Raw genomic sequence first — 21,975 nt, forward strand, 5'->3', positions numbered from 1 at the left:
TAAGGCTCAGTTCCGCGACGGCCGGTGGCGATGTCGTCAGCCGACATCGTCGGCCGGTGGGGCTATCGCGATCTATCGTGTGTGGGTACGCTGCTGTCGTGGACCTTCAGAAGCAGACCGCCGCACCCACACCGACCGCCGAGCTGCGCGCCTCGGACGCCGACCGCGACCGGGTCGCCGACATGCTCCGCGAGGCCCTCGCGGAGGGCCGGCTGACCGCCGAGGAGCACGCCGAGCGCGTCGAGGGCGTCCTCGCGGCGAAGACGGTCGGCGACCTGGAGGTGTTCGTCCGGGACCTGCCGGCCCCGCACGAGCGGCGCACGGCCCCCTCCGCCGCCTTCACCGCCGCGCCCGGCCGGCCCACCACCGGTGCGATTCCCGCCGATCCCGACGACAACGTGATCGCGGTCTTCAGCAGCGCCGTCCGCAGGGGCCGTTGGCGCGCGGGCCGCCGTATCCACGCGTACGCGGTCTTCGGCACCGTCGAGATCAACCTCACCGAGGCGCTGTTCGAGTACCAGCAGGTCGTGATCAAGGCGATCTCGGTCTTCGGCAACGTCGAGGTCCGCGTCCCGGAGAACGTGTCGCTGCGCGGCACCGGCGGCGCGGTGCTCGGCAACTTCGAGGTGGACGCGCTCGACTCCCCGCAGCCCGACGCGCCGGTGGTCTACGTCGACGGGTGGGCGGTTCTGGGCAACATCGAAGGCCGGCCGAAGCGGGGCAAGCTCGTCGCGGACATTCTCGATCGGGTTCAGTACAAGGTCGACAAGAGTTTGCGCAAACACTTCGACCGTTGACAGTCGTGAACACGCCATCGCCGGCGGCCGCGGCGCCGGGCGGTTGCGAACCCTGTGCATAGGCGCGCGCACAGCGGGTAGGCCTTGCTGCATCGTCTCTCGCTCGCGAAGCCGTCGTCAGGAGTAGACCCGTGCTGCAACCGCCGCATTCGTCCTTGCAGGTCGCCGCTGTCCCGGCCCAGCGGGTACCAGCGCGCGACAGGGACCAAGATGCTCCCTGGCATACCGAGGCGGTGTGCCGACGCGACGAGGCAGGCCTGTTCTTCGCCCCCTCCAAGGAGCCCACAGCCGCCCGGCTCTCCCGCGAGGAAGCCGCGAAACGCGTCTGCGCGCGCTGCCCCGTCATGGTGGAGTGTCGCGAACACGCCCTGCTGCAACCCGAGCCCTACGGCGTCTGGGGCGGCCTCACCGCCGCCGAACGCCGCGTGGTCCTCGCCCGTCGCCGCCGCCGCGACGTGGAACTGAAGAAGACGGCGGGGGCCGCGAGCCGCATAGCGCAAGCGGGGTAGGCGGCGCGCGAAGCAGCGCAGGGCGCCCCCTCCGCACCGGGGGCGCCCTGCTTCTTCGCTTCAGGCTTCTTCGCTCCAGGCCCCTCGGGGCACTGGGCGGGGAACGCGGGGCCTACTTGGCCCGGTCGAAGTCGACCGCGCTGTAGGCGCGCAGCTTGCTCAGGCGGTGCTCGGAGTCGATCCGCCGGACCGTCCCGGACTTCGACCGCATCACGATCGAGTCGGTCGTCGCTGTCTCCGAGCGGTAGCGCACCCCGCGCAGCAGCTCGCCGTCGGTGATCCCGGTGGCGACGAAGAACACGTTCTCGCCGGTCACCAGGTCCTCGGTGGTCAGCACCCGGTCGAGGTCGTGCCCGGCGTCGATCGCCCGCTGCCGCTCCTCGTCGTCCTTGGGCCACAGCTTGCCCTGGATGGTGCCGCCCAGGCAGCGCACGGCGCAGGCCGAGATGATGCCCTCGGGCGTGCCGCCGATGCCGAGCAGCAGGTCGATGCCGGTGCCCTCGCGCAGGGCGAGGATCGAGCCGGCGACGTCACCGTCGGAGATCAGCTTGATGCGCGCGCCGGTCTGCCGGATCTCCTCGATGATGCCCTCGTGCCGCGGCCGGTCCAGGATGACGACGGTGACGTCCTCCGGCATGGCCCGCTTGGCCTTGGCGACCCGCCGGATGTTCACGGCCACGGGCGCGTCGATGTCGACGAAGTCGGCGGCTTCCGGCCCGGTGACCAGCTTGTCCATGTAGAACACGGCGGACGGGTCGAACATCGCGCCGCGCTCGGTGGCGGCGAGGACGGCGATCGCGTTCGGCATGCCCTTGGCCGTCAGCGTGGTGCCGTCGATCGGGTCGACGGCGATGTCGACCTCGGGCCCGGTCCCGTCACCGACGCGCTCGCCGTTGAAGAGCATCGGGGCTTCGTCCTTCTCGCCCTCGCCGATGACGACCACGCCGTTCATCGACACGGTGGAGACGAGGGTCCGCATGGCGCGCACCGCGGCGCCGTCGGCGCCGTTCTTGTCGCCGCGGCCCACCCAGCGACCGGCGGCCATCGCGGCGGCCTCGGTCACCCGGACCAGTTCGAGGGCGAGGTTGCGGTCGGGGGCCTCGGAGGGAACATCGAGCTCGGACGGCAAGTGATGATGCTCGGTCATCGGAGCGCACCTTTCTGACTGATACGACGACGGCCGGATGAGGGTTCGATCCTCGACTCTATCGTCAGTCTGACAAAATGAGCAGGGGACCCCACGGATGAGCGCACCGGGCACCTGCGACGATAGGGGCGTGGCAGGTTCGAACGGCAAGCAGAAGACGGCCCGGGACATGATCCTCTCCCTGGGGCTGATCATCATCGCGGCATGGGTCATATACCTCTTTGTCCCCCATGACGATCGTCCGCGCGAGGTCGCGCGGGTCGACTACCGCGTCGAGCTCCTCACGGCGCGCCGCGCGGCGACCTACCCGGTGGCCGCGCCGGAGGGCCTGCCCGACACCTGGAAGGCGACCTCGGTGCGCTTCCAGGGCGCCGACTTCGACGCTTGGCACCTCGGCTTCCGCGCCCCCGACGGGGAGTACGTGACGATCGAGCAGTCCACTCAGAAGCGCGCGCAGTTCATCGACGAGGCCAGTCAGGGCTCGACCGCGACCAAGGTCACCGAGCAGATCGGCGGCCGCACCTGGACCCGCTACACCGGCGGCCGCTACGACGCGCTCGTCCTCCAGGACACCGAGGGCTCGACCACGGTGGTCGCGGGCACGGGCTCCTTCGACCAGTTGTCGACGATGGCCGGGGCACTGAAACTGGCCTGATCGACCCCCCCCGACCTGCGAAGAGGCCCCCGGCACTGCTGCCGGGGGCCTCTTCGCACGCGTACGCGTCACGGGTCCGTGTCGCAGGTGCGCGTCACAGGTCTCAGACGGTGGTGACGACCTCGTCGTACGCCAGGCGCGGGGAGCGCGGGTACGAGGCGTTCTCGCCGGGCTTGCCGATGTTGATGACCATCAGCGGGGTGTGGTCGTCGTCCAGGAACTCCTTGCGGACGCCCTCGAAGTCCAGACCGGTCATCGGGCCGGCGGCGAGACCCGCGGCGCGGACGCCGATGATGAAGTACGCGGCCTGGAGCGCGGAGTTCAGCGTGGCGGCACCTTCACGGGCCGGACGCTCGCTGAAGAACAGGTCCTTGGCCTGCGGGAACGCCGGGAACAGGGCCGGCAGCTCCTCGTGGAACTCGTTGTCCGCGGAGAGGATCGCGACCAGCGGGGCGGTGGCGGTCTTGGGCTGGTTGCCCTCGGCCATGTGCTTCACGAGGCGCTCGCGGGCCTCGGCGGAGCGGACCAGGGTGATGCGCAGCGGGGTCTGGTTGAACGCCGTCGGGCCGTACTTGACGAGGTCGTAGATCGCCTGGACCTGCTCGTCGGTCACCGGCTCGTCGGTGAAGGTGTTCGCGGTGTGAGCCTCGCGGAACAGCAGGTCCTGGGCGGCGGCGTCAAGAACGAGAGACATGCGTGAACTTCCTTGGGGTGGCGGCCGGAGGACGGGGTCCGGATCCGGATCCAGGTACCGGACCGTGGTCCGGATAGGCTGACGCGGTTGACGTTACGCGAAGTATGTTCAAATTTCAACAAAGGTGGGGTGGTGATCCGCTTCACAAACACCCACGTCTCGGTCGCCGGGGTCACTCCTCCTCGGGCGTCCCCTCCTCCTCGGCCAGCGCGGCGTCCAGCCGGGCGCGCGCACCCTCCAGCCAGCGCCGGCACACCTTGGCCAGCTCCTCGCCGCGCTCCCAGAGGGCGAGGGACTCCTCCAGCGTCGTACCCCCCGCCTCCAGACGCCGTACGACCTCGATCAGCTCGTCCCGGGCCTGCTCGTACCCGAGCGCTTCGTCCGTCCTGCTCGTCATGCACCCATTCCCAGTCGTCGTTGTCGTCGTACCTGGCCTGTCGTACCTGGCCTGTCGTCCACGGACCGTTGCCTACGGGCCGTTGTCTACGGGCCGTTGTCTACGGGGCCGTCGGCCCGGCTCACCGTGAACTCGCCCTCGGCGACCCGCGCGCGGAGCACCTCGTCCGCCGTCACCTCGCCCGGATCCCGGACCACATGCCCGTCGGCCTTCTGCAGCACCGCGTACCCCCGCCGCAGCGTCGCGGCCGGCGAGAGGCCCACCACGCGCGCGTGCGTGTGCGTCAGCTCGGAGTCGGCGCGGTCCAAGAGGTGGCCCAGGGTCCGCCGGGTGCGGTCGACGAGCGAGGCGACGTGATCGGCCCGCTCGTCGATCATCCGGTGCGGATCCTGTATCGCCGGCCGCGCGAGCGCCTGGGACAGCCCGCGCTCCTCCCGCTCCACGAACCCCTCCACGCACCGCCGCGCCCGCCCGCGCAGCATCCGCACCCGCTCCAGCTCCTCGCCGACGTCCGGTACGACCTTCTTCGCGGCGTCGGTCGGCGTCGAGGCGCGCAGGTCGGCGACATGGTCCAGGAGCGGATTGTCCGGCTCGTGCCCGATCGCCGAGACGACCGGCGTACGGCAGGCAGCGACCGCGCGGACCAACTGCTCGTCCGAGAAGGGCAGCAGGTCCTCCACGCTGCCGCCGCCGCGCGCGACGACGATCACGTCCACGTCGTCGAGCGCGTCGAGCTCCTTGACGGCCTGCACGACCTGCGTCACCGCGTGCACGCCCTGGACGGCCACATTGCGCACCTCGAAGCGGACGGCGGGCCAGCGGTGCCGGGCGTTCTCCAGGACGTCCCGCTCGGCGGCCGAGGCCCGCCCGCACACCAGCCCGATGAGCTGCGGCAGGAAGGGCAGCGGCTTCTTCCGCGCGGGGGCGAACAATCCCTCAGCGGCCAGGGACTTCTTCAACTGCTCCAGCCGCGCCAGCAGTTCCCCGACGCCCACCGGCCGTATCTCCACGGCCCGCAGCGACAACTGCCCCCGTGGCGCGTACCACTCCGGTTTCGCGTGGACGACGACCCGCGCGCCCTCGCCGACGACGTCCGCGACCGCGTCGAAGACCTGCCGGTAGCAGGTCACGCCGACGGAGATGTCGTGCGCCGGGTCGCGCAGCGTCAGAAACACGACGCCCGCGCCCGGACGTCGCGACAACTGCGTGATCTGCCCCTCGACCCACACCGCGCCGAGCCGGTCGATCCAGCTCCCGATGAGCCGCGACACCTCGCCGACGGGCAGCGGGGCGTCCGCGGACGTGTTCACAGCCATGCGCCCGAGAGTATCGGCAGGCACTGACAACACCGGTCAGCGTCAACCGCCGGTCCGGCCTTTGACGAGGAGGACGGGGACGGGGACGGGGAACGAGGCCGAGGACGAGTATGAGGCCGAGGCCGGGGCCAAAGCCGCCCCTTAAGGGCCGAAGTGGGGGGTCTCTTGGGGGCGAAGCCCCCGGGGCCGGGACGAGCGCGGCCTTACGATGGACGCATGTCTGCTTCGCCTGCCCGCCGCCGTGTCCTGCTCGCCGCTCCCCGGGGCTACTGCGCGGGCGTGGACCGCGCCGTGATCGCCGTCGAGAAGGCCCTGGAGCAGTACGGGGCCCCGGTCTACGTCCGCCACGAGATCGTCCACAACAAGTACGTCGTGCAGACCCTGGAGAACAAGGGAGCCATCTTCGTCGAGCGGACGGAGGAGGTCCCGCCGGGCAACATCGTCATGTTCTCCGCGCACGGCGTCGCCCCCGTCGTCCACGAGGAAGCCGCGCGCGGGAGCCTCGCCACCATCGACGCGACCTGCCCGCTCGTCACCAAGGTGCACAAGGAAGCCGTCCGCTTCGCCAATGAGGACTACGACATCCTCCTGATCGGTCACGAGGGCCACGAGGAGGTCATCGGCACCTCCGGCGAGGCCCCCGACCACATCCAGCTCGTCGACGGACCAGAGGACGTCGCCAAGGTCGAGGTCCGCGACCCGTCGAAGATCGTATGGCTCTCCCAGACGACCCTGTCGGTCGACGAGACCATGGAGACCGTCGACGCCCTGAAGGAGAAGTTCCCGCAGCTCATCTCCCCGCCCAGCGACGACATCTGCTACGCCACGCAGAACCGCCAGCTCGCCGTGAAGCAGATGGGCGCGGAGGCGGAGCTGGTGATCGTGGTCGGCTCCCGCAACTCCTCCAACTCCAAGCGGCTCGTCGAGGTCGCCAAGCTCGCCGGCTCCCGCGAGGCCTACCTCGTGGACTTCGCGAGCGAGATCGACGAGGCCTGGGTGGAGGGCGTGACGACGGTGGGCGTCACCTCCGGCGCGTCCGTCCCGGAGGTCCTCGTCGAGGAGGTCCTCGCCTGGCTCGCCGAGCGCGGGTTCGGGGACGTCGAGCTGGTGAAGGCGGCCGAGGAGCACATCACCTTCTCGCTGCCCAAGGAACTCCGGCGGGACCTGCGCGAGGAAGCGGCGGCGCTGGTCGCACAGCGCGGCGGAAGCGGTGCCGAGGGCGGCTCCACGGATGCCTCGGCGGGGTGACTGTCAGTCGGTCGTCGTAACGTAGGGCCATGCAGATCTTCGGCGTGGACATCGGTGGATCCGGGATCAAGGGCGCCCCTGTGGACCTGGACAAGGGCGACCTGGCGGAGGAGCGCTGCAAAGTGCTCACTCCGCGCCCGGCGACGCCCGGGGGCGTGGCCGACGGCGTGAAGCAGGTCGTCGACCACTTCGGCTGGACCGGCCCGGTGGGCCTCACCTTCCCCGGCGTGGTCACCGACGGCTCCCACATCCGCACGGCGGCCAACGTCGACAAGAGCTGGGTCGACGTGGACGCGCGCACGTTGTTCAGCGAGCGGCTGGGCGGGCTCCCGGTGACGGTGGTCAACGACGCGGACGCGGCGGGCGTCGCCGAGGTGGCCTTCGGCGCCGGCCGTGACCGCAGGGGCACGGTGATCCTGCTGACGTTCGGCACGGGCATCGGCAGCGCCCTCTTCGCCGACGGCGTCCTCGTCCCCAACACCGAGCTCGGCCACCTCGAACTGCACGGGCACGACGCCGAGAAGCGCGCCTCCAGCAAGGCCAAGGAGGACGGCGAGCTGACCTGGGAGCACTGGGCCCGCCGCGTCACGAAGTACCTCGCCCACGTCGAGATGCTCTTCTCGCCCGAGCTGTTCATCATCGGCGGCGGCGTCAGCCGCAAGTCGGAGAAGTTCCTGCACCTCATCGAGGGCATCAAGGCAGAGATCGTCCCGGCGCAACTGCAGAACAACGCGGGCATCGTGGGAGCGGCGATGCGCGCGGCGAAGGACAACTAGCACGCCACTGCATGCCGATGCGGGAGACGAAACTAGCGGCGGTTCGCGATATGCCGGCGGGCCGCCGCTCGACGCAGGCCGCGGGCCAGGATGGTCAGCGCCGCCAGGAGCGTCCCCCCGTACAGCCAGCCGGCTTGGGTGGCGAGCGCCGTCACCAGCCCCATCAGCCGCGCCCCGTTCCCGCTCTCGGCGACGGGCAGCAGCCCCACGGCGAAGGCGATCGGCGCGACCACGGGCGCGGCCAGCAGGTCGGCCCCGCGCACCCACAGCGCGGTCAGCAGACACACCGGCAGGAACAGCACGCTGTACACCGTCAACGAGCCCCCGAACACCACCTGGTCCAGACACCCGACCACCACCATCAACACCCCGCTGAACAGCCCCCCGCCAAGCCCGGTGAGCCGGGGATTGGGAACCCGACGTCCACCGGAGCCGCAGGACGAAGCCCCGCCACCCCGCGCCGACACGTCGCCGGTACGCGCCAGACGGCCACCCGGCCCCCGCCCCGCCTGAGGCGGAAGGGGTGGAAGAGGAGGCAGGGGCGGAAGAGCCGGAAGAGGCGGCAGCGCAGGCAGGGCTGGCAGGTCCGGCAGCGATGACGGGGACCGGAGGGCTCGGAAGGACGGAAGGGCTCGGAAGGACGGAACGGATGACGGTGGTGGGTCGCGGTGGGTGGTGGTGGCTTGGTCCGGGGGGCGTGTCCTGCGTGTCCTGTGTTGCTCCACTGGACAAACTTAGGTCGGTTTATGTGCCGAATCGGGTGTCGGACACGCCGTGGGGCCGAGCTTGGCCATGCGTTCGACCGGTCCGCCGGGGCGGGGCCGGGCACGCCGTAAACTGGGGGACCGGCCGGCCCTCTGGCCCCGGCCCGCTCACTACGGGATCCGGCCCCCTGGCCCTCTCACTACGGGAAGTCGCAACGTGTCGCTCACGATCGGAATCGTCGGTCTGCCGAATGTCGGCAAGTCGACCCTGTTCAACGCCCTGACCAAGAACGACGTGCTGGCGGCCAACTACCCGTTCGCCACGATCGAGCCGAACGTCGGCGTGGTCGGCGTCCCCGACCCGCGCCTGACGAAACTGGCGGAGATCTTCTCCTCCCAGAAGATCCTCCCGGCGACCGTCGACTTCGTCGACATCGCGGGCATCGTGAAGGGCGCCTCGGAGGGCGAGGGCCTGGGCAACAAGTTCCTGGCGAACATCCGCGAGTCCGACGCGATCTGCCAGGTCATCCGCGCCTTCAAGGACGAGAACGTCGTCCACGTCGACGGCAAGGTCTCGCCCAAGGACGACATCGAGACGATCAACACCGAGCTGATCCTCGCCGACCTCCAGACCATCGAGAAGGTCCTGCCGCGCCTCCAGAAGGAGTCACGCATCAAGAAGGACGTCGCGGTTAAGGTCGCGGCGGTCGAGGCGGCGAAGGAGATCCTGGAGAAGGGCGACACCCTCTTCTCCCAGGGCGTCGTCCAGGGCTCGGGCAAGGAGGAACTCCTCCACGACCTGCACCTGTTGACGACGAAGCCCTTCCTCTACGTCTTCAACGTCGACGAGGACGAACTGACCGACGACGCGTTCAAGGCCGAGCAGAGCGCCCTGGTCGCCCCCGCCGAGGCGATCTTCCTCAACGCCAAGCTCGAGCAGGACCTCGCCGAGCTGGACGAGGAGGACGCGATGGAACTCCTGGAGTCCGTCGGCGCCGAGGAGCCCGGCCTCGCCACCCTCGCCCGCGTCGGCTTCAACACCCTCGGCCTCCAGACGTACCTCACGGCCGGCCCCAAGGAATCCCGCGCCTGGACCATCAAGAAGGGCGCCACCGCCCCCGAGGCCGCCGGCGTCATCCACACCGACTTCCAAAAGGGCTTCATCAAGGCAGAGGTCATCTCCTTCGCCGACCTGGTGACCACCGGCTCAGTCGCCGAAGCCCGAGCCAAGGGCAAGGCCCGCATGGAGGGCAAGGAGTACGTGATGCAGGACGGGGATGTCGTGGAGTTCAGGTTCAACGTCTAATTGAAGTTTCATCTAAATTGCCTGCCCTGTAAAGTCGCAGGTCAAGAGGGGCCCGTCAATCCAAGATGGGCCCCTCTTGCGGCTCGTTGAAGGTCTGATGGTGCCGCTGGTGCCGGATGCTGTCCCGGAGGGCCGGAAACGATCACCCCGTGAGCCCGCGACCCGGCATGTGTACTTCGCCAGGTCGGTCAAGTAGCTGGAAATTCACCCCCCGGCTGCCGTGAGTGCGACGCCTTGGCGTGCGTCGTGCTCGCAGCCCCCGGAGCAACCCCGGACGCTCTCATGGTCGCGATCCCTCTGCTGTGGTTGCGTGTGCTCCTCGGCTCTGCAGATGTGAGGCGGTGGTGAGCCGTGAAGCTCTATCTAATTCGAAAGAAATTTCGTCAACTTCTAATGTAATCATCATTCGCAAGCGGCAATTCTGAGCAGATCTAGCATTCATTTGTTCTCAGGTCGAACGACCGCTCGGCACGTCATACCCTGCTGAACCTCAGAGATTGAACTTTGGAGGACAGATGGTGCCTGACGTCTTCGACTGCGTAGCGGCGTATGTCCGTGATGTTTGCGGTGAAGGGCCGGTCTGTGTCCACGTGGACGACGCGCGAGAATGTCAGATCAAGCGGCACCCGGACTATGCGAAGTTCCACTTCCGGGCTGTAGCCGCACGAGCGGCGCGGAAACCTTCTCAGCTAGCGCCGCGGAAGCCGTCTCCGCTATGGGAATCAATGGTCGCCATGGGGCGAATGTCTGACATGCGCGGTGAGAACAAGTGGCGGATGATCGTTGTGGACTGCCTCATCCCTTTCCTTCGCAAACACTCTTGGTCGATCTCCCGAGAATTTTATTATGATTCAGGGGACGTTCGATCGGACATGTTCGAAGCCGCCCTAGATGTTTGGGATGAGACGGCGAAAGGTGTTCCCCCTCGAGAGGTCCCGACGTTGATGGTCAAGGCGGCCATCAATGCCGCCTATGGGCGTGCGAATATCCATAAAAACGAAAGTTCGACCAGTGACGTAGAAGCCCTGTTGATGTTCGAAGAAGCCGCTATGGATTCTGTGCTGAAGGCATCCTCGATTATTCATGACGCCGACCCGAGGGATCCCGCCGTCGTTGAGCAAATTAGGGGGGAGCGCACTGGGTCGCTATGGCAGATGTGCGGCCTCACTGAAGAAGTTAACCGCTATCACGAGGACCTTCGGGCGGGCCGTCGCCAGGGCCTGCGAGGCGTCCTCGCGACAGAAGCGATGCTGGCCGTACGTGGGTTGCGGGCTGCAATTACTATTACTATATCTCCGACTTTTACCCCAAATTCGTTGCTCTTCCGGCTGCTGCCGAAGCGTTGGGAATCGCCAAGACCACTGCTTACCGAATGGTGAGAGCGGGATCTTTTCCCTGCCTAACTACACGCATGGGGAGCGGTATTCAGGTTCCTACGAAGGCCTTGATGAACTCGCTGTCCATTGCAGATGTTATCGTTCACCTTGATGACGTGGAAAACGGGGCGGATCACGCTGGAGGAAACTGAACTCGCCTTCATGTCATGAAACCGGCCACGAATAGCTGGTGGCCTACTTCCGTACATCCATGACGGTCAGCTTCGAACGGGATCGCCAGACGAGTTCACCTGCTTACCTGAGCGAGGTCCGTGGCAACGGCGTTCCGCTTACGAGGTCTCGTGGGCCATCACTCCGTCAAGATCCCGATCGACTTCTACGGGAACCCTCGGGAATTATGCCTGTCGTCCAGCACGTGGGCCCGCTGCCGGGAGGTCGCTGCGATATCTGGGCCCGCAGGGGTTGGTCGTCGGAGATTATCTGTGGTCAGACGGTGCGGATGACAGGGGCCGGTTTGATGTCCTGGGCGTCGATGAGGGCGCGGATGTCGTCCGGGTCCGAGGTCCAGATGATGGCGCCGAGGCTGGCAGCGATAGTCGCGACGGTGGCGTCGACGATGTCGGAGGTGCGGGCCTTGCCACAGAGAATGCCTGCGGCTTTAGCGGTTTCGAGGCCGACGGGTACCACGTGGCACCCGGCGAGGAACTTGCCGAGTCGGACCTGGCGGCGGGAGTCCCGCCACGCCTGGCTGACGACGACGGACGGGACGTGGATGTCGCGGCCGTCTTCGAGGGCCAGGCTGTGGCGGGCCCACATGCGCCGGTCGTCGTTGTCGATGGCGATGAGTACCCCAGCGTCGTACAGGTAGGGGATGTTCACGCGGCCGAGGCTCCCGAGCTGCTGAGGTACTCGGCGTCGGCGGCGGCCAGGTCTGCGCGGGCGGCGGCGAGCTCTTCCGGGGTGAAGGCGCCGTGTTCGGCCTGCCACTCCTGGATGACGGCGCGGCCGGCCCGCAGGCGCAGCTCGCGTTCGGCTGCTCCGGCGACGAGGCGGGAGAGTGGGATGCCTTCTTCCTCGGCGGCTCCGGCCAGGGCTTCGACCAGGGATTCGTCGAGAGTGATAGTCACCTTCTTGGTAGCCATACATCAACCATAGCGTGGTATGGCCTTCGCTGCTGATGCGCGGATCGTGGTGGGGAGCGCGCAGGGCGCAAGCGCATCCAGCGAGGAGGGGCTCGCCGACTCGGTGACCCGTGGGGCTGTGAGTGAGGCTGGGCCCACATTCGCCGGAAAGGGCGGATTGCTGATGAATGTCTTGCTCGGCCGTGAGGTGACGGTGCACGGTTTCGGGCACGGGTCAGGTAAAAGATCGGGGCTTGGGTGGCAGGCATTTTCCAGAGGTGCAAGAGGGATGTCCGGGACCGGAAATTCCCCTGTGATCGTCCGCTGTGTGGGCATGGGTGGACGGTGCGGTATCGGGAACCGGGCGGCAGGCGCGGGCGACAAGGCAGAGGTCGTTTCCCCGTCGGGTGGGCTCGGCTGGAGCGGACGCTTTCGCCGACAAGATCGAGAACGACAAGAAGTCGGACGTCCGCTTCGATCCTGCGCGTGGGCTTGTGCCGTTGCGGGTCTGAGCTCGGGAGTGGCTGGGGCAGCAGAGTCTGGGGCGGAAGATGCTGGCCGGGCTGGCGCGGTGCGACTTCGAGGAGTTCGCCAAGGATGTGCATGCCTCCGGTGCGGGGTTGGCGGTCTCTACGGCCAATGACCGGATGGTGATGGTGGCCGCCATGCTGGAGGCGGCTGTTAACGACAAGCGCATCCTTGACTCCAGCGAATGTCGGCGGGCTGGCTTCGTCAGAATCCGCCGGCAGGTCAGCGCCAAGGCTCACCGTGCCGACTGCCGCACGGCTTTCGTGCCCTGCAAGAACCGGGTGGAGGGTGAGTGCCGAGACGTTACGACTGTCCCGTTCGTCGATCAGGAAATTGACGCCCACCTATCGTGGTGGGCACCGGTGCCCGTGGTCTTCACAGGTCAGAGGGGAAAGCGGCTGAGGCGGCCAATGGTGTGCCGATCCATGAGGTCTCGCGCGGCTGGGTCACCGGTCGGTCAAGACCACGATCGACATCTACGGACCCCTCTTACCCCGTGCCTGGCATCGATGCAGGGAAGTTCTGCCGAACGCCATGCGGCCCGCGCTCCTCGACACGGCAGTCCAGTCTTTGGGGAGGCAAGAGCCAGACAATTGCACGCAGGCCGCGTAGGCGAGGGGCCGAAGGGGCGCCCGAGCCGCATGGTGCTGGGATAGAGCTCCCATGCTGGGATGACCCCCGTCAGAACCCCGTTTCCGCAGGTGGGAGTTCTGTACTACGGATTCCGGTTCAACGTGTAGCCGTGATCCCCCCCACACGTCGCTGACCTTCGTAAATGACGTGTCGTCTGCCGTGACAGCCTCGGGTCGAAGAGGCTGTCACGGGGGGTTTGGTGGTGCGTGTGCTTGGTTCGGGCGTAGGTGCCGGGTGGGGGTCAGTTGTTGTTCAGCAGGTGGGGAGGTTGGGGGCGTTGTGGTTGGTGGGGGTTAGCCAGACTGTGGACAGGTAGCCCTCTCTGCCGTCGGACCAGCGGATTCGGTACCAGAGTGTGCTGCTGTACAGGCCCGGGTTGGTGTCGTCGATCGTGTTGTCGTTCTGGCCGTTGGTGATGCGGTCGCCGGTCAGTTGGCAGATTGCCTGGGCGACGAAGCCGCTGGTCATCTCCGTGCCGTCCAGTTTGCAGCCGAGCTTGCGGCAGGAGCCGACGGTTCGGGTGGAGAGGTAGGCCGGGGTGTCCTCCCGCATCTGCTCCGCGCCGTTGGTCACCAGGTTCGACACGGTCACCGAAACCGGCTTCGGCGTCGCGGGGGTGGGGGTGGGCGTGCGTGTGGGTGTGGGGGGCGGGGTCGGTGTGGGGGTGGGCTGTGTGGGGGGTCGGGGTGTGGGGGTGCCGATGGTGAAGGGCACTCGGCCTGTGGTTTCGCGGCCGTCCTCTGTGCTGATCTCGGTTGTGTAGGTGCCGGCCGGATCGCCCGCGCACGACCACGTCCAGGGCACGCTTCCGTCCGCGCGCGCCGACGTGCTGTTGCTGGCCAGGGGGTACTCGCGGCCGTCGGGGTAGTAGGCGGTGACCGCGTACTCGTCGCCGACGAAGCCGGAGGACCGTCCGGTCAGGGTCCCGCCCTGCGTGGTACAGGTTCCGGTGATCTCGAGTTTCAGCGGCTCGGGCTCGACGTGCGGGGAGTAGGGGTACTTCTGGAGGATCTCCGGGGTGCAGTGGGGCGTCTTCGTCTGCTCTGTTCGGGGGACGAGGTCGGAGTACACGTAGCCGGACTGCCCGGCGTGTTCGCCGTCGGCGACGGTGACGTAGAACCATCGCTGGACGCGCGGCTCGCCCTTCAGCGCCCGGCCCCAGTCGCCCAGCGTTCCGGTGTCGGTGTCCGTCCAGCACCGCATTGTCACCTGCGTGCCGGTCGGCAGACGCTCGTGCACCGACAGACAGGTGACGGCCACGTCGGCGTGCTGGACGTCGTGGACGACGAAGGGGCAGCCGCGCAGCGCCACCCCCTCGGGCTGGCCACCGGCGTCGACCGTGCTGGTCCGCTCCGCTCTCGTCGTCGGAGCAGCCACGGCCTTCTGCTCCTGCTGCTGGTGGTGGTCGTCGTCCGGTGTGTCGCTACCGCATCCGGTGAGGGCGACCGAGGTCAGCAGGGCCAGTGTCGTGGCCAGGACTCGGCCGCGCCGTCGGATGGGTCGTCTCGCGTCACGGGTCGTGCGCATCGTGAGTCTCCTCGAAATCCGGTCAGCACAGGGGGACGGACGTGGAGCCGGGGTCGACGTAGACGGCGGGCACCCATGCGCCGTCGGTCATCTGGTACCAGACGGTGGAGTCCGGGTCGGGGCCCGAGTAGGTGGCGCCTACTTTTATGGAACGTCCCTCGGTGAACCGGCAGTTGAGCGTGAGTGTTTCGCCGGCGGGGTAGGCGCTTCCGGTCGGTGTGGCGTTTCCGGGTTTGGGGCTCACGTAGGAGCGAAGGAAGGTCGAGCCGCCGTCGTTCGTCCAACGGACCTGCGCCGGGATGCCGGATGTCGTGGACGGGGCGTCCGACGGTGTGGACCGGGTGTCGGCCTTCGGTGAGAGCGACGGCGTGGGGGACTTCGCGTCGTCGCCTCCGTCGAGCAGTGGGGGTACGACGGCCGCGGCGATGGTGGCGATCGCGCCGACGAGGGCCACGGCCAGCGCACTCTCGAACCACGTCGGGCGACGGTGGCGACCGGTCGGCGGGGGATCCCCGGCCTCCTCGTCGGCCCCGTCCGGCTCGGTGCGCCCGGCCGCCGGACGCGGGATCGGCGTGTGGTCCGTGTGGTCCGTGCGGTCCGTGTGGGGCGTGTGGTTCGTGCGAGCCGGTGCGGGGCGTGACGGGCGGGCCGTGGTCCGGGACTGGTTTGGCCCGAAGCCGACACCGACACCGACCTGTTCACGTACCGCTTCGGTCTGCTCGGGCGTGCTGCCGGGAAGCGTCAGCCAGGCGGGCATCTCGAAGTCCTTGTCCTCGTCGTGGACGAGGATCTCGACGTACTGGTCGGGCCGCAGCCCCAGGAACTCCTTCGCCACCGTGTCCCGGAAGATGTCCTGGTCCACGACCACGACGAGCGGGCAGTCCGGGGTCAGGACCAGCGCCCGGCGCGCCTGCCAGCAGCTCAGGAAGCGGCTGACCATGACGAAGGGGTCCCCGCTGAGCCCGCCGGGCGCGGCCTCCGTCAGCCCCTCGACCATCGCCAGACGCAGCCGCAGCGCCGCGTCCCGGTGGCGGCTGACGTTCGCCTGGAGCAGCTCGTTGCGCAGCGCCGGCGGGTAGCGGAGCAGTATGTCCAGCGTCGACGGCGCCGCGGGCCAGCGTACGAACTCGCCGTCCCCCTGAGGCTGCTTGTAGGCCGCCTCACGGTCCAACCCGGCCACCCTCGCCGCCCGTTGGCGCACCGGATCGATGGCCTCCAGCAGACCGCGTTGGACGTGCGGCTGGTTGCCGCTGTATCTGACGAGGTCGTCGCCGGTGTGCAGACGCCGCACAAGCCCCTGCTCGATCTGTGGATTCATGGACACTCTTTCGTCCGTGTCGGTAGAAACTCACCATCGTGTCCGGGCAGTCGGACCTCGCCCGGGCGTTCAGTATGGGAACGGCCCACCGGGCAGCCGTTCTTGTATGCCAAATGGCGGCCTGGCCAAGGCCGATCGACGCCAAGTCGGTGTGCTGCTAAAGCTGTTCGCCGATGAGGGCGCGCAGGCCGGGTACGTCCCTGACCAGCATGCGGTTGCGTCCTGGATCTATCAGGCCGGCCAACTTGAGCTCGCCCAAAGCGCGTTGCACGGTGCGCGGGCTGACGCCGATGAGCATGCCCCACTCCACCTGGGTGAGATTCGCCCCGATGACCACGCTCCGCCCGCGCGGCACGTGACCGTGTTCATCGGCCATCTCCACCAGCAGACGGGCCAGTTGGAGGCGTACGGGCGCCTTCGCGTAGTCGACGCGTCGCCGGGTCGACGTCCGCAGCTTGCGCACTACGGAGTCGAACAGGAGCCGCCGGCCGCCGGGCACTGTGTCCACCGCCCGCTCGAACTGCGTCTCGTCCAGCCGGACGGCGGCCACGGGTTCCTTGCTGCACACCTCGACGGTGGCACAGCGCGTGTTGCCGTCCGTCGCCGCCATCTCGCCGATCACGTCCCCGGCGAACCGCACGGCGAGGAGGGTCTGTCCGCCGCCGTAGCGGCTCGCGCTGACCTTGACGTACGACGACAGCAGCAGGAAGACGCCGTCGTAGGCGTCGCCCTCGCGCACGAGGACGTCCCCCTTGCCGAAGTGCACCAACGTGCCCTCGGCGAGGAAGGGGACCAGGGCCTGATGATCCAGCCCGGCGAGGAAACTCCGCGGTGCCCAACTTCCGCGATACCGGCGAACAATGCTCTGCGGGTCCCACTTGTCCACCACAGCACGGCTCCCTCCCCCGAGACATGTGCTGAGCTGAGCTGAGCTGAGCTGAGCTGATTATGCAGTCGTGGGGCCCTTTAGGTCCCGACAATTCTGCTTTCGGGAACGAGTGTGCGGAAACGTCGGAGGTGCGAGCATTGAGGATGGGGTGGAGAGGGGGCGGTGGCCTGGTGCGGGGCCGGGAGTTGAGGGAGTTGTACGAGGGTGGGGTGCGGTTGGGTGAGGCCGCGCGGGTTCTGCGGGTGGATCACGGGCGGGCGCTGGACGCCGTCCGGGGCGCGTACGCGCCGCTCAGGGACGCGCTGGTCGGCGAGGAGCTGCGGAGTATTCCGCTGGGCCGGTTGAAGGATGTGACCGAGGGGCGGTTGCGGCTCGGGGCGGTGGAGACGGCCGGGTTCGGGTCGGTGGGTGAGGTGTTCGGGGCGAGTAGGTACGAGCTGCGGCAGATTCCCGGTGTCGGCGCGCAGACCGCCGACCAGGCGCTGGCCGCCGCCCGGCAGATCGCCCGCGCGGTCGAGGAGACGGTCTCGGTGCGGATCGACGTCGACCGGCCCGAGCCGCGTACCGCCGCCCTGGTCAGCGCGCTGTACCGGCTCGTCGAGGCCGGTCCCGAGCTGCCCCGCGCCGTGGAGGCCGCCGAGCGGTACGAGACGCGGCTCGCCGAACTGCTGCCCGTGGCCCGCCCGGCCACCAGCCGGCTGCGGCTGCGGCTGGTGCTCGCCGGGAGCCGTCGGCGGGAGGCCGTGCGCGGTGCGGTCGCGGAACTGCGGGCGCTGACGGCCGAGGCCGCCGCCGACCTGCTGCGCGAACCGGCCTCGGAGATCGAGCCCTGGGGCGACTTCGAGGTGCGCTCCGCCGAGTACTGCATCGTGGAGGAGGAGCAGCGCAGACTCGCCGGTGCGCCGCAGGGGGTCTCGTAGTCCTCGTTCTCCTTCTTCTTCCCCTCGTCGAACGACGTCACCGCCCCCTCCGCGCGTGCCGCGTTTACGATGCGCGCAGCCGGATGTCGGTCGTACGTCGGTCGGATGCCAGTTCGGAGGCGGTGTCAGAAACCCCTGCCAGACTGGGCGAAGCATCTGAGTCATCGCTCACCTGTACGACCGTTCCAGCCGTTGCCCCATCGCCCCGTCGCCCGACCGTCTGAACCAGGAAGCACGGTACTCGTGTCCATACCTCCGCCTCCCGGGCCCCACCAGCCCCAGGACCCGTACCAGCCTCCGCAGCCGCAGAGTCATCCGTACCCGCAGGACCCGTACGGGGCGCCCTCGCAAGTCCCCTATGGGCAGGGGGCATACGGGCCGCAGGTCCCCTACGGGGCGGCGCCCTATCCGGTGTGGGGGCAGGGGTACAGCCCCTTCGGGCGGCCCGCGCCGGTCAACGGGGTGGCCATCGCCGCGCTGGTTCTTGGCATCCTCTGCTTTCTGCCCGCCGTGGGGCTGGTGCTCGGGGTCGTCGCGCTGGTGCAGATCCGGAGGCGCGGGGAGCGCGGGAAGGGGATGGCTGTCGCGGGCGCGGTGCTGTCCTCCGTGGGGCTCGCGCTGTGGGTCCTGGCGCTGGTCATGGGCGGTGCCGCCGAGTTCTGGGAGGGGTTCAAGGAGGGCGCGAGCGCCGACTCCGGGTTCTCGCTCGCCAAGGGCGACTGTTTCGACGTGCCGGGCGGGACCCTCGACAAGGAGGTCTACGACGTCGACGAGGTCGCCTGTGCCGGTGCGCACGACGCCGAGGTGTTCGCCACGGTGCCGCTGCCCGGCAGCGACTTCCCGGGCGCCGGTCAGGTCGCGGACGTGGCCGAGGACAAGTGCTACACGCTCCAGAGCGCCTATGCGATGGACGCCTGGGCGCTCACCGAAGCGGTCGACGTCTACTACCTCACGCCCACCAGCGAGAGCTGGGAGTGGGGCGACCGCGAGATCACCTGTGTCTTCGCCGATCTGGAGGGGAAGAGCAGCCTGACCGGCTCGCTGCGCGCCGACGAGACGACCCTCGACGCCGACCAGTTGGCCTTCCTGAAGGCGATGAACGCCGTGGACGAGGTGCTCTACGAGGAGCCGGCGGACCTCGCCGAGGAGGACCTGGAGGCCAACCGGACCTGGGCCGGGGAGGTCGGGGACGCGACCGACGAGCAGGCGGCGGTGCTCGGCGCGTACCCCTGGTCCGCGACGGCCCGCGCGCCCCTCGCCGCCCTGCTGAAGGACATGCGGGCGGCGGGCAAGGAGTGGGCGGCGGCGGGGAAGGCCACCGACGTGGACGCTTTCTACGTGCACTACGACACCGCCTATGAGTACGTGGACGGCGACTCGACTGTCACCGCCCGCAAGGCTCTGGGGCTGGCCACCACCCCGCCCACCTACGACGAGGACGGCAGCGGAAGCGGGAGCACCGGCGGCGACGGCGACGGCGGCGGTGGCCTCCATGTGTGACGACGTCCATAGCGGGGAGAAAGTGCCTGGGTAAAGCGTTTCCCGGGCGGATGTCATCACATCGAGTGATTCTCTGGCCTTTACTTGCATGGCACAACCCACGGTTGCCAGGCTGTAGCTGTCTGTACAACCTGATGGGAGTGGCCAGTGACATTCGGTGAGCAGCCGGCGTATCTGCGTGTCGCGGGTGATCTCCGCAAGAAGATCGCCGACGGGTCGCTGCCACCCCACACCCGGCTCCCGTCCCAGGCGAGAATCCGCGAGGAGTACGGCGTCTCCGACACCGTCGCTCTCGAGGCGCGCAAGGTGCTGATGGCGGAGGGGCTGGTCGAGGGCCGTTCCGGTTCCGGCACGTATGTGCGTGAGCGTCCCGTGCCGCGTCGTATCGCCCGCTCCGGTTATCGCCCCGTCAGCGGTGCCACGCCGTTCCGGCAGGAGCAGGCCGAGGGGCACACACGCGGGACATGGGAGTCCAGCAGTGAGCAGGTCGAGGCGGGTGTCGCCGTCGCGGAGCGGTTGGACATCCAGGCCTGTGATCGCGTGATGCGCACGAAGTACGTCTTTCGGGAGGCCGGTGAGGTGATGATGCTGTCCACCTCGTGGGAGCCCCTCGCCGTCACCGGCCGCACTCCCGTCATGCTGCCGGAGGAGGGGCCGCTCGGCGGCATGGGCGTCGTCGAGCGGATGCGCGCCATCGACGTCATCGTCGACAACGTCACGGAGGAGGTCGGCGCCCGGCCCGGTCTCGCCGAGGAACTGCTCTCGCTCGGCGGCGTCCCGGGGCATGTCGTCCTGGTCGTCCACCGTACGTACTACGCCTCCGGCCGCCCGGTCGAGACGGCCGACGTGGTGATCCCGGCCGATCGTTACCGGGTCGCCTACCACCTGCCGGTGAAGTAGGCGTGCTGCGGCCGCAGTAGCGGGCGGGGTGAGCAGGGCCTGTCCCGGGGGGAGTTGGTGGGCGCTGGGGCGGCGTTGGGGCAGAGGTGCGGTCCCGGGGTGGTAGCGCATTCGCGCGGGCGGCGCACACCCTTCCGGCAGTTGCCCCTGGTATCCGCCGGCCGCGGGGCCGCCCGCGTTCCGTCGTAATCCGGTCGTTCCGCTCTGTTCTCGCAGGTCGTCCGGTATGTGCCCGGACCCCCGCCAACCTGACTCATCGGGGTGCGCGCAGGGCGCGTTCGTCCCCGTGCGCCCCCTGCGTCTTGGCTGGTTGCGTACCTCTTTGTGCAAAGTCGTGTTCGTTGCGTGAAGGTAAGGCGTACGCTCGGGCATATGCGGATTGCGGTTTCCTTGAAAGGCGGGGCGCGAGGCGTACCGCGTACGGGATCCGGGCAGGCCGGGGCGGGAAGGGGGCGTGGGGGGCGATGAACGACAGCACCATCTCTCTGCCCTGGCTCGTCATAAGGCAGGACGACAACGGCAATCGCTACAGCGTGGGCAGGTACGCGACGCGGGCCGAGGCCCAGGAGACCGCCGACACCCTCGAGGGCCGCGGCCACAAGCAGCTCTACTGGGTCGAGCGCGTCGGCCAGGGCCAAGGCCAGGGCGAGGCCCGGTCGCAGGCGCCGAACGGAGACGGCACCCGGACCTGACGCCCGCCGCCGCGCCGACGTCCCCCACGGTCCCGCCGGCCCTGACTGTCCCGCCGGCCGTGTCCCGTAGGCTCCGGCGCATGACGGAACGGATCGTGGTCGTGGGAGCCGCCCTGCTCGACGGCGACCGCCTGCTCGCCGCGCGCCGCAGCGCACCGCCGGAACTCGCCGGACGCTGGGAACTGCCCGGCGGCAAGGTCGAGAAGGGCGAGTCGCCCGAGGCGGCGCTGGTGCGCGAACTGCGCGAGGAACTCGGCGTCGACGCCGAGACCGTCGAGCGCGTGCCGGGGGAGTGGCCCCTGAAACCGCCCTACGTCCTCCAGGTGTGGACCGCCCGCCTGCGCCCCGGCTCCGCCGCCCCCCAACCCCTCCAGGACCACGACGCGCTGCGCTGGCTCGCGCCGGATGAGATCTGGCACGTCGACTGGCTCGACCAGGACGTACCGGCGGTGCGCGAGACGCTCACGCGGACCCACGCCCGGCCTCGCTGAACCGCGCCCGCGCGCCAGCTCGGCTGCGCCCCGCCCCTGGCCCCGATCCCGGCTCCGGGTCCCCGGGCTTCGGCTCCGATCCCGGCTCCGGGCTCTGGCTCGGTCCTGGCTCCTGCTCCCGGCCTCGCGGTACGCGAGACGCTCACGCAGACCGACACCCGGCCCCGCTGAACCGCGGCCGCACGCCGGCTCGGCTGCGCCCCCGCCCCTGGCTCCGGTCCCGGCTCCTCGCCCCAGCCCCTGGCCCCTGGCCCGGTTCCGGCCTCGGCTCCGGGTCCCGGCCCCTGGCCCGGTTCCGGCCTCGGCTCCGGGTCCCGGCCCCTGGCCCGGTTCCGGCCTCGGCTCCGGGTCCCGGCCTCTGGCCCGGCTCCGGTCCCGGCTTCCGGTTTCCGGCTTCCGGTCCCGGCCCCTTGTCCCGGCTCCGCCGCCCCCCAACCCCTCCAGGACCACGACGCGCTGCGCTGGCTCGCGCCGGACGAGATCTGGCACGTCGACTGGCTCGACCAGGACGTACCGGCGGTACGCGAGATGCTCACGCGAACCGACACCCGGCCCCGCTGAACCGCGCCC

General features: G+C 69.1%; 22 protein-coding genes. 12 read left to right on the forward strand and 10 right to left on the reverse strand.

Annotation, left to right across the window (positions count from 1 at the left end; genetic code table 11):
* Nucleotides 1-98 precede the first annotated feature (98 nt).
* Together BMZ82_RS26830 and BMZ82_RS26835 are read left to right on the forward strand one after the other, a co-directional pair.
* Nucleotides 99-797, forward strand: coding sequence for a DUF1707 SHOCT-like domain-containing protein (locus BMZ82_RS26830; RefSeq protein WP_093779974.1), 699 nt, complete (start codon nt 99-101; stop codon nt 795-797).
* Between the two features lie 131 nt (nt 798-928).
* Nucleotides 929-1,306 carry a WhiB family transcriptional regulator gene (locus BMZ82_RS26835; protein ID WP_093779975.1) on the forward strand — a complete coding sequence of 126 codons (378 nt, stop codon included), beginning with the start codon at nt 929-931 and terminating at the stop codon, nt 1,304-1,306.
* A gap of 112 nt (nt 1,307-1,418) precedes the next feature.
* Here BMZ82_RS26835 and glpX read toward each other — a convergent pair whose 3' ends face one another.
* Entirely contained in the window at nt 1,419-2,453 is a 1,035-nt protein-coding gene (gene glpX, locus BMZ82_RS26840; RefSeq protein ID WP_093779976.1) for a class II fructose-bisphosphatase, read from the reverse strand.
* 130 nt (nt 2,454-2,583) lie between these two features.
* Here glpX and BMZ82_RS26845 point away from each other — a divergent pair, with 130 nt between their 5' ends.
* A complete protein-coding gene (locus BMZ82_RS26845) occupies nt 2,584-3,108 on the forward strand; it encodes a DUF4245 domain-containing protein (protein WP_093779977.1) in 525 nt (174 codons plus the stop codon).
* Between the two features lie 103 nt (nt 3,109-3,211).
* Here the strand turns inward: BMZ82_RS26845 and BMZ82_RS26850 are convergent, their stop codons facing one another.
* The 3 genes from BMZ82_RS26850 to xseA form a co-directional block, all read right to left on the reverse strand.
* On the reverse strand, nt 3,212-3,802 hold the full coding sequence (locus BMZ82_RS26850; protein WP_093779978.1) for a malonic semialdehyde reductase: 591 nt from the start codon (nt 3,800-3,802) through the stop codon (nt 3,212-3,214).
* Between the two features lie 172 nt (nt 3,803-3,974).
* Complete coding sequence (locus BMZ82_RS26855) at nt 3,975-4,199, reverse strand: exodeoxyribonuclease VII small subunit (RefSeq protein ID WP_093779979.1); 225 nt, start codon at nt 4,197-4,199, stop codon at nt 3,975-3,977.
* Nucleotides 4,200-4,285: 86 nt separating this feature from the next.
* Nucleotides 4,286-5,515 (reverse strand): exodeoxyribonuclease VII large subunit, encoded by a 1,230-nt coding sequence (gene xseA / locus BMZ82_RS26860; RefSeq protein ID WP_093779980.1) that lies wholly within the window; start codon nt 5,513-5,515, stop codon nt 4,286-4,288.
* A 216-nt stretch (nt 5,516-5,731) separates the two neighbouring features.
* Between xseA and BMZ82_RS26865 the strand changes: the two genes are divergently transcribed.
* Both BMZ82_RS26865 and ppgK read left to right on the forward strand, forming a co-directional pair.
* Nucleotides 5,732-6,763: a 4-hydroxy-3-methylbut-2-enyl diphosphate reductase gene (locus BMZ82_RS26865; RefSeq protein ID WP_093779981.1), complete on the forward strand. Its 1,032-nt coding sequence runs from the start codon at nt 5,732-5,734 to the stop codon at nt 6,761-6,763.
* A 29-nt stretch (nt 6,764-6,792) separates the two neighbouring features.
* Nucleotides 6,793-7,539 carry a polyphosphate--glucose phosphotransferase gene (ppgK, locus tag BMZ82_RS26870; protein WP_093779982.1) on the forward strand — a complete coding sequence of 249 codons (747 nt, stop codon included), beginning with the start codon at nt 6,793-6,795 and terminating at the stop codon, nt 7,537-7,539.
* Between the two features lie 32 nt (nt 7,540-7,571).
* Here ppgK and BMZ82_RS26875 read toward each other — a convergent pair whose 3' ends face one another.
* Complete coding sequence (locus BMZ82_RS26875) at nt 7,572-7,901, reverse strand: DUF6542 domain-containing protein (RefSeq protein ID WP_093779983.1); 330 nt, start codon at nt 7,899-7,901, stop codon at nt 7,572-7,574.
* Nucleotides 7,902-8,460: 559 nt separating this feature from the next.
* On the opposite strand from BMZ82_RS26875, the gene ychF reads away from it, so the two are divergent.
* A complete protein-coding gene (ychF, locus tag BMZ82_RS26880; protein ID WP_093779984.1) occupies nt 8,461-9,549 on the forward strand; it encodes a redox-regulated ATPase YchF in 1,089 nt (362 codons plus the stop codon).
* A gap of 743 nt (nt 9,550-10,292) precedes the next feature.
* On the forward strand, nt 10,293-10,928 hold the full coding sequence (locus BMZ82_RS40320) for a hypothetical protein (RefSeq protein ID WP_143098917.1): 636 nt from the start codon (nt 10,293-10,295) through the stop codon (nt 10,926-10,928).
* A 444-nt stretch (nt 10,929-11,372) separates the two neighbouring features.
* Here the strand turns inward: BMZ82_RS40320 and BMZ82_RS26885 are convergent, their stop codons facing one another.
* The 5 genes from BMZ82_RS26885 to BMZ82_RS26910 all read right to left on the reverse strand — a co-directional run bounded on the left by BMZ82_RS26885 (nt 11,373) and on the right by BMZ82_RS26910 (nt 16,902).
* A complete protein-coding gene (locus BMZ82_RS26885; RefSeq protein WP_093779985.1) occupies nt 11,373-11,765 on the reverse strand; it encodes a PIN domain-containing protein in 393 nt (130 codons plus the stop codon).
* Entirely contained in the window at nt 11,762-12,028 is a 267-nt protein-coding gene (locus BMZ82_RS26890; RefSeq protein WP_093779986.1) for a hypothetical protein, read from the reverse strand. Before BMZ82_RS26890 ends, BMZ82_RS26885 begins: the two co-directional genes overlap by 4 nt.
* A gap of 1,392 nt (nt 12,029-13,420) precedes the next feature.
* Nucleotides 13,421-14,695: a hypothetical protein gene (locus BMZ82_RS26900; RefSeq protein WP_093779987.1), complete on the reverse strand. Its 1,275-nt coding sequence runs from the start codon at nt 14,693-14,695 to the stop codon at nt 13,421-13,423.
* 22 nt (nt 14,696-14,717) lie between these two features.
* Complete coding sequence (locus BMZ82_RS40325) at nt 14,718-16,013, reverse strand: hypothetical protein (RefSeq protein ID WP_093779988.1); 1,296 nt, start codon at nt 16,011-16,013, stop codon at nt 14,718-14,720.
* A 157-nt stretch (nt 16,014-16,170) separates the two neighbouring features.
* Nucleotides 16,171-16,902, reverse strand: coding sequence for a Crp/Fnr family transcriptional regulator (locus BMZ82_RS26910; RefSeq protein ID WP_093779989.1), 732 nt, complete (start codon nt 16,900-16,902; stop codon nt 16,171-16,173).
* A gap of 143 nt (nt 16,903-17,045) precedes the next feature.
* Here BMZ82_RS26910 and BMZ82_RS26915 point away from each other — a divergent pair, with 143 nt between their 5' ends.
* The 5 genes from BMZ82_RS26915 (at nt 17,046) to BMZ82_RS26935 (ending at nt 21,405) form a co-directional block, all read left to right on the forward strand.
* Complete coding sequence (locus BMZ82_RS26915) at nt 17,046-17,822, forward strand: hypothetical protein (RefSeq protein WP_371271308.1); 777 nt, start codon at nt 17,046-17,048, stop codon at nt 17,820-17,822.
* Between the two features lie 243 nt (nt 17,823-18,065).
* The gene (locus tag BMZ82_RS26920; RefSeq protein ID WP_093779990.1) at nt 18,066-19,322 is read left to right on the forward strand and encodes a DUF4190 domain-containing protein; all 1,257 of its coding nucleotides are present in this window, start codon (nt 18,066-18,068) and stop codon (nt 19,320-19,322) included.
* Between the two features lie 147 nt (nt 19,323-19,469).
* Nucleotides 19,470-20,222, forward strand: a complete 753-nt coding sequence (locus BMZ82_RS26925; RefSeq protein ID WP_093779991.1) for a GntR family transcriptional regulator — start codon at nt 19,470-19,472, stop codon at nt 20,220-20,222.
* Between the two features lie 464 nt (nt 20,223-20,686).
* Nucleotides 20,687-20,914 (forward strand): hypothetical protein, encoded by a 228-nt coding sequence (locus BMZ82_RS26930; protein ID WP_093779992.1) that lies wholly within the window; start codon nt 20,687-20,689, stop codon nt 20,912-20,914.
* An 80-nt stretch (nt 20,915-20,994) separates the two neighbouring features.
* Nucleotides 20,995-21,405, forward strand: a complete 411-nt coding sequence (locus BMZ82_RS26935; protein ID WP_093779993.1) for a (deoxy)nucleoside triphosphate pyrophosphohydrolase — start codon at nt 20,995-20,997, stop codon at nt 21,403-21,405.
* The last annotated feature ends 570 nt before the right edge of the window (nt 21,406-21,975 follow it).

Origin of the sequence: Streptomyces sp. yr375, from assembly GCF_900110755.1 — a bacterium.
Lineage (GTDB): Bacteria > Actinomycetota > Actinomycetes > Streptomycetales > Streptomycetaceae > Streptomyces.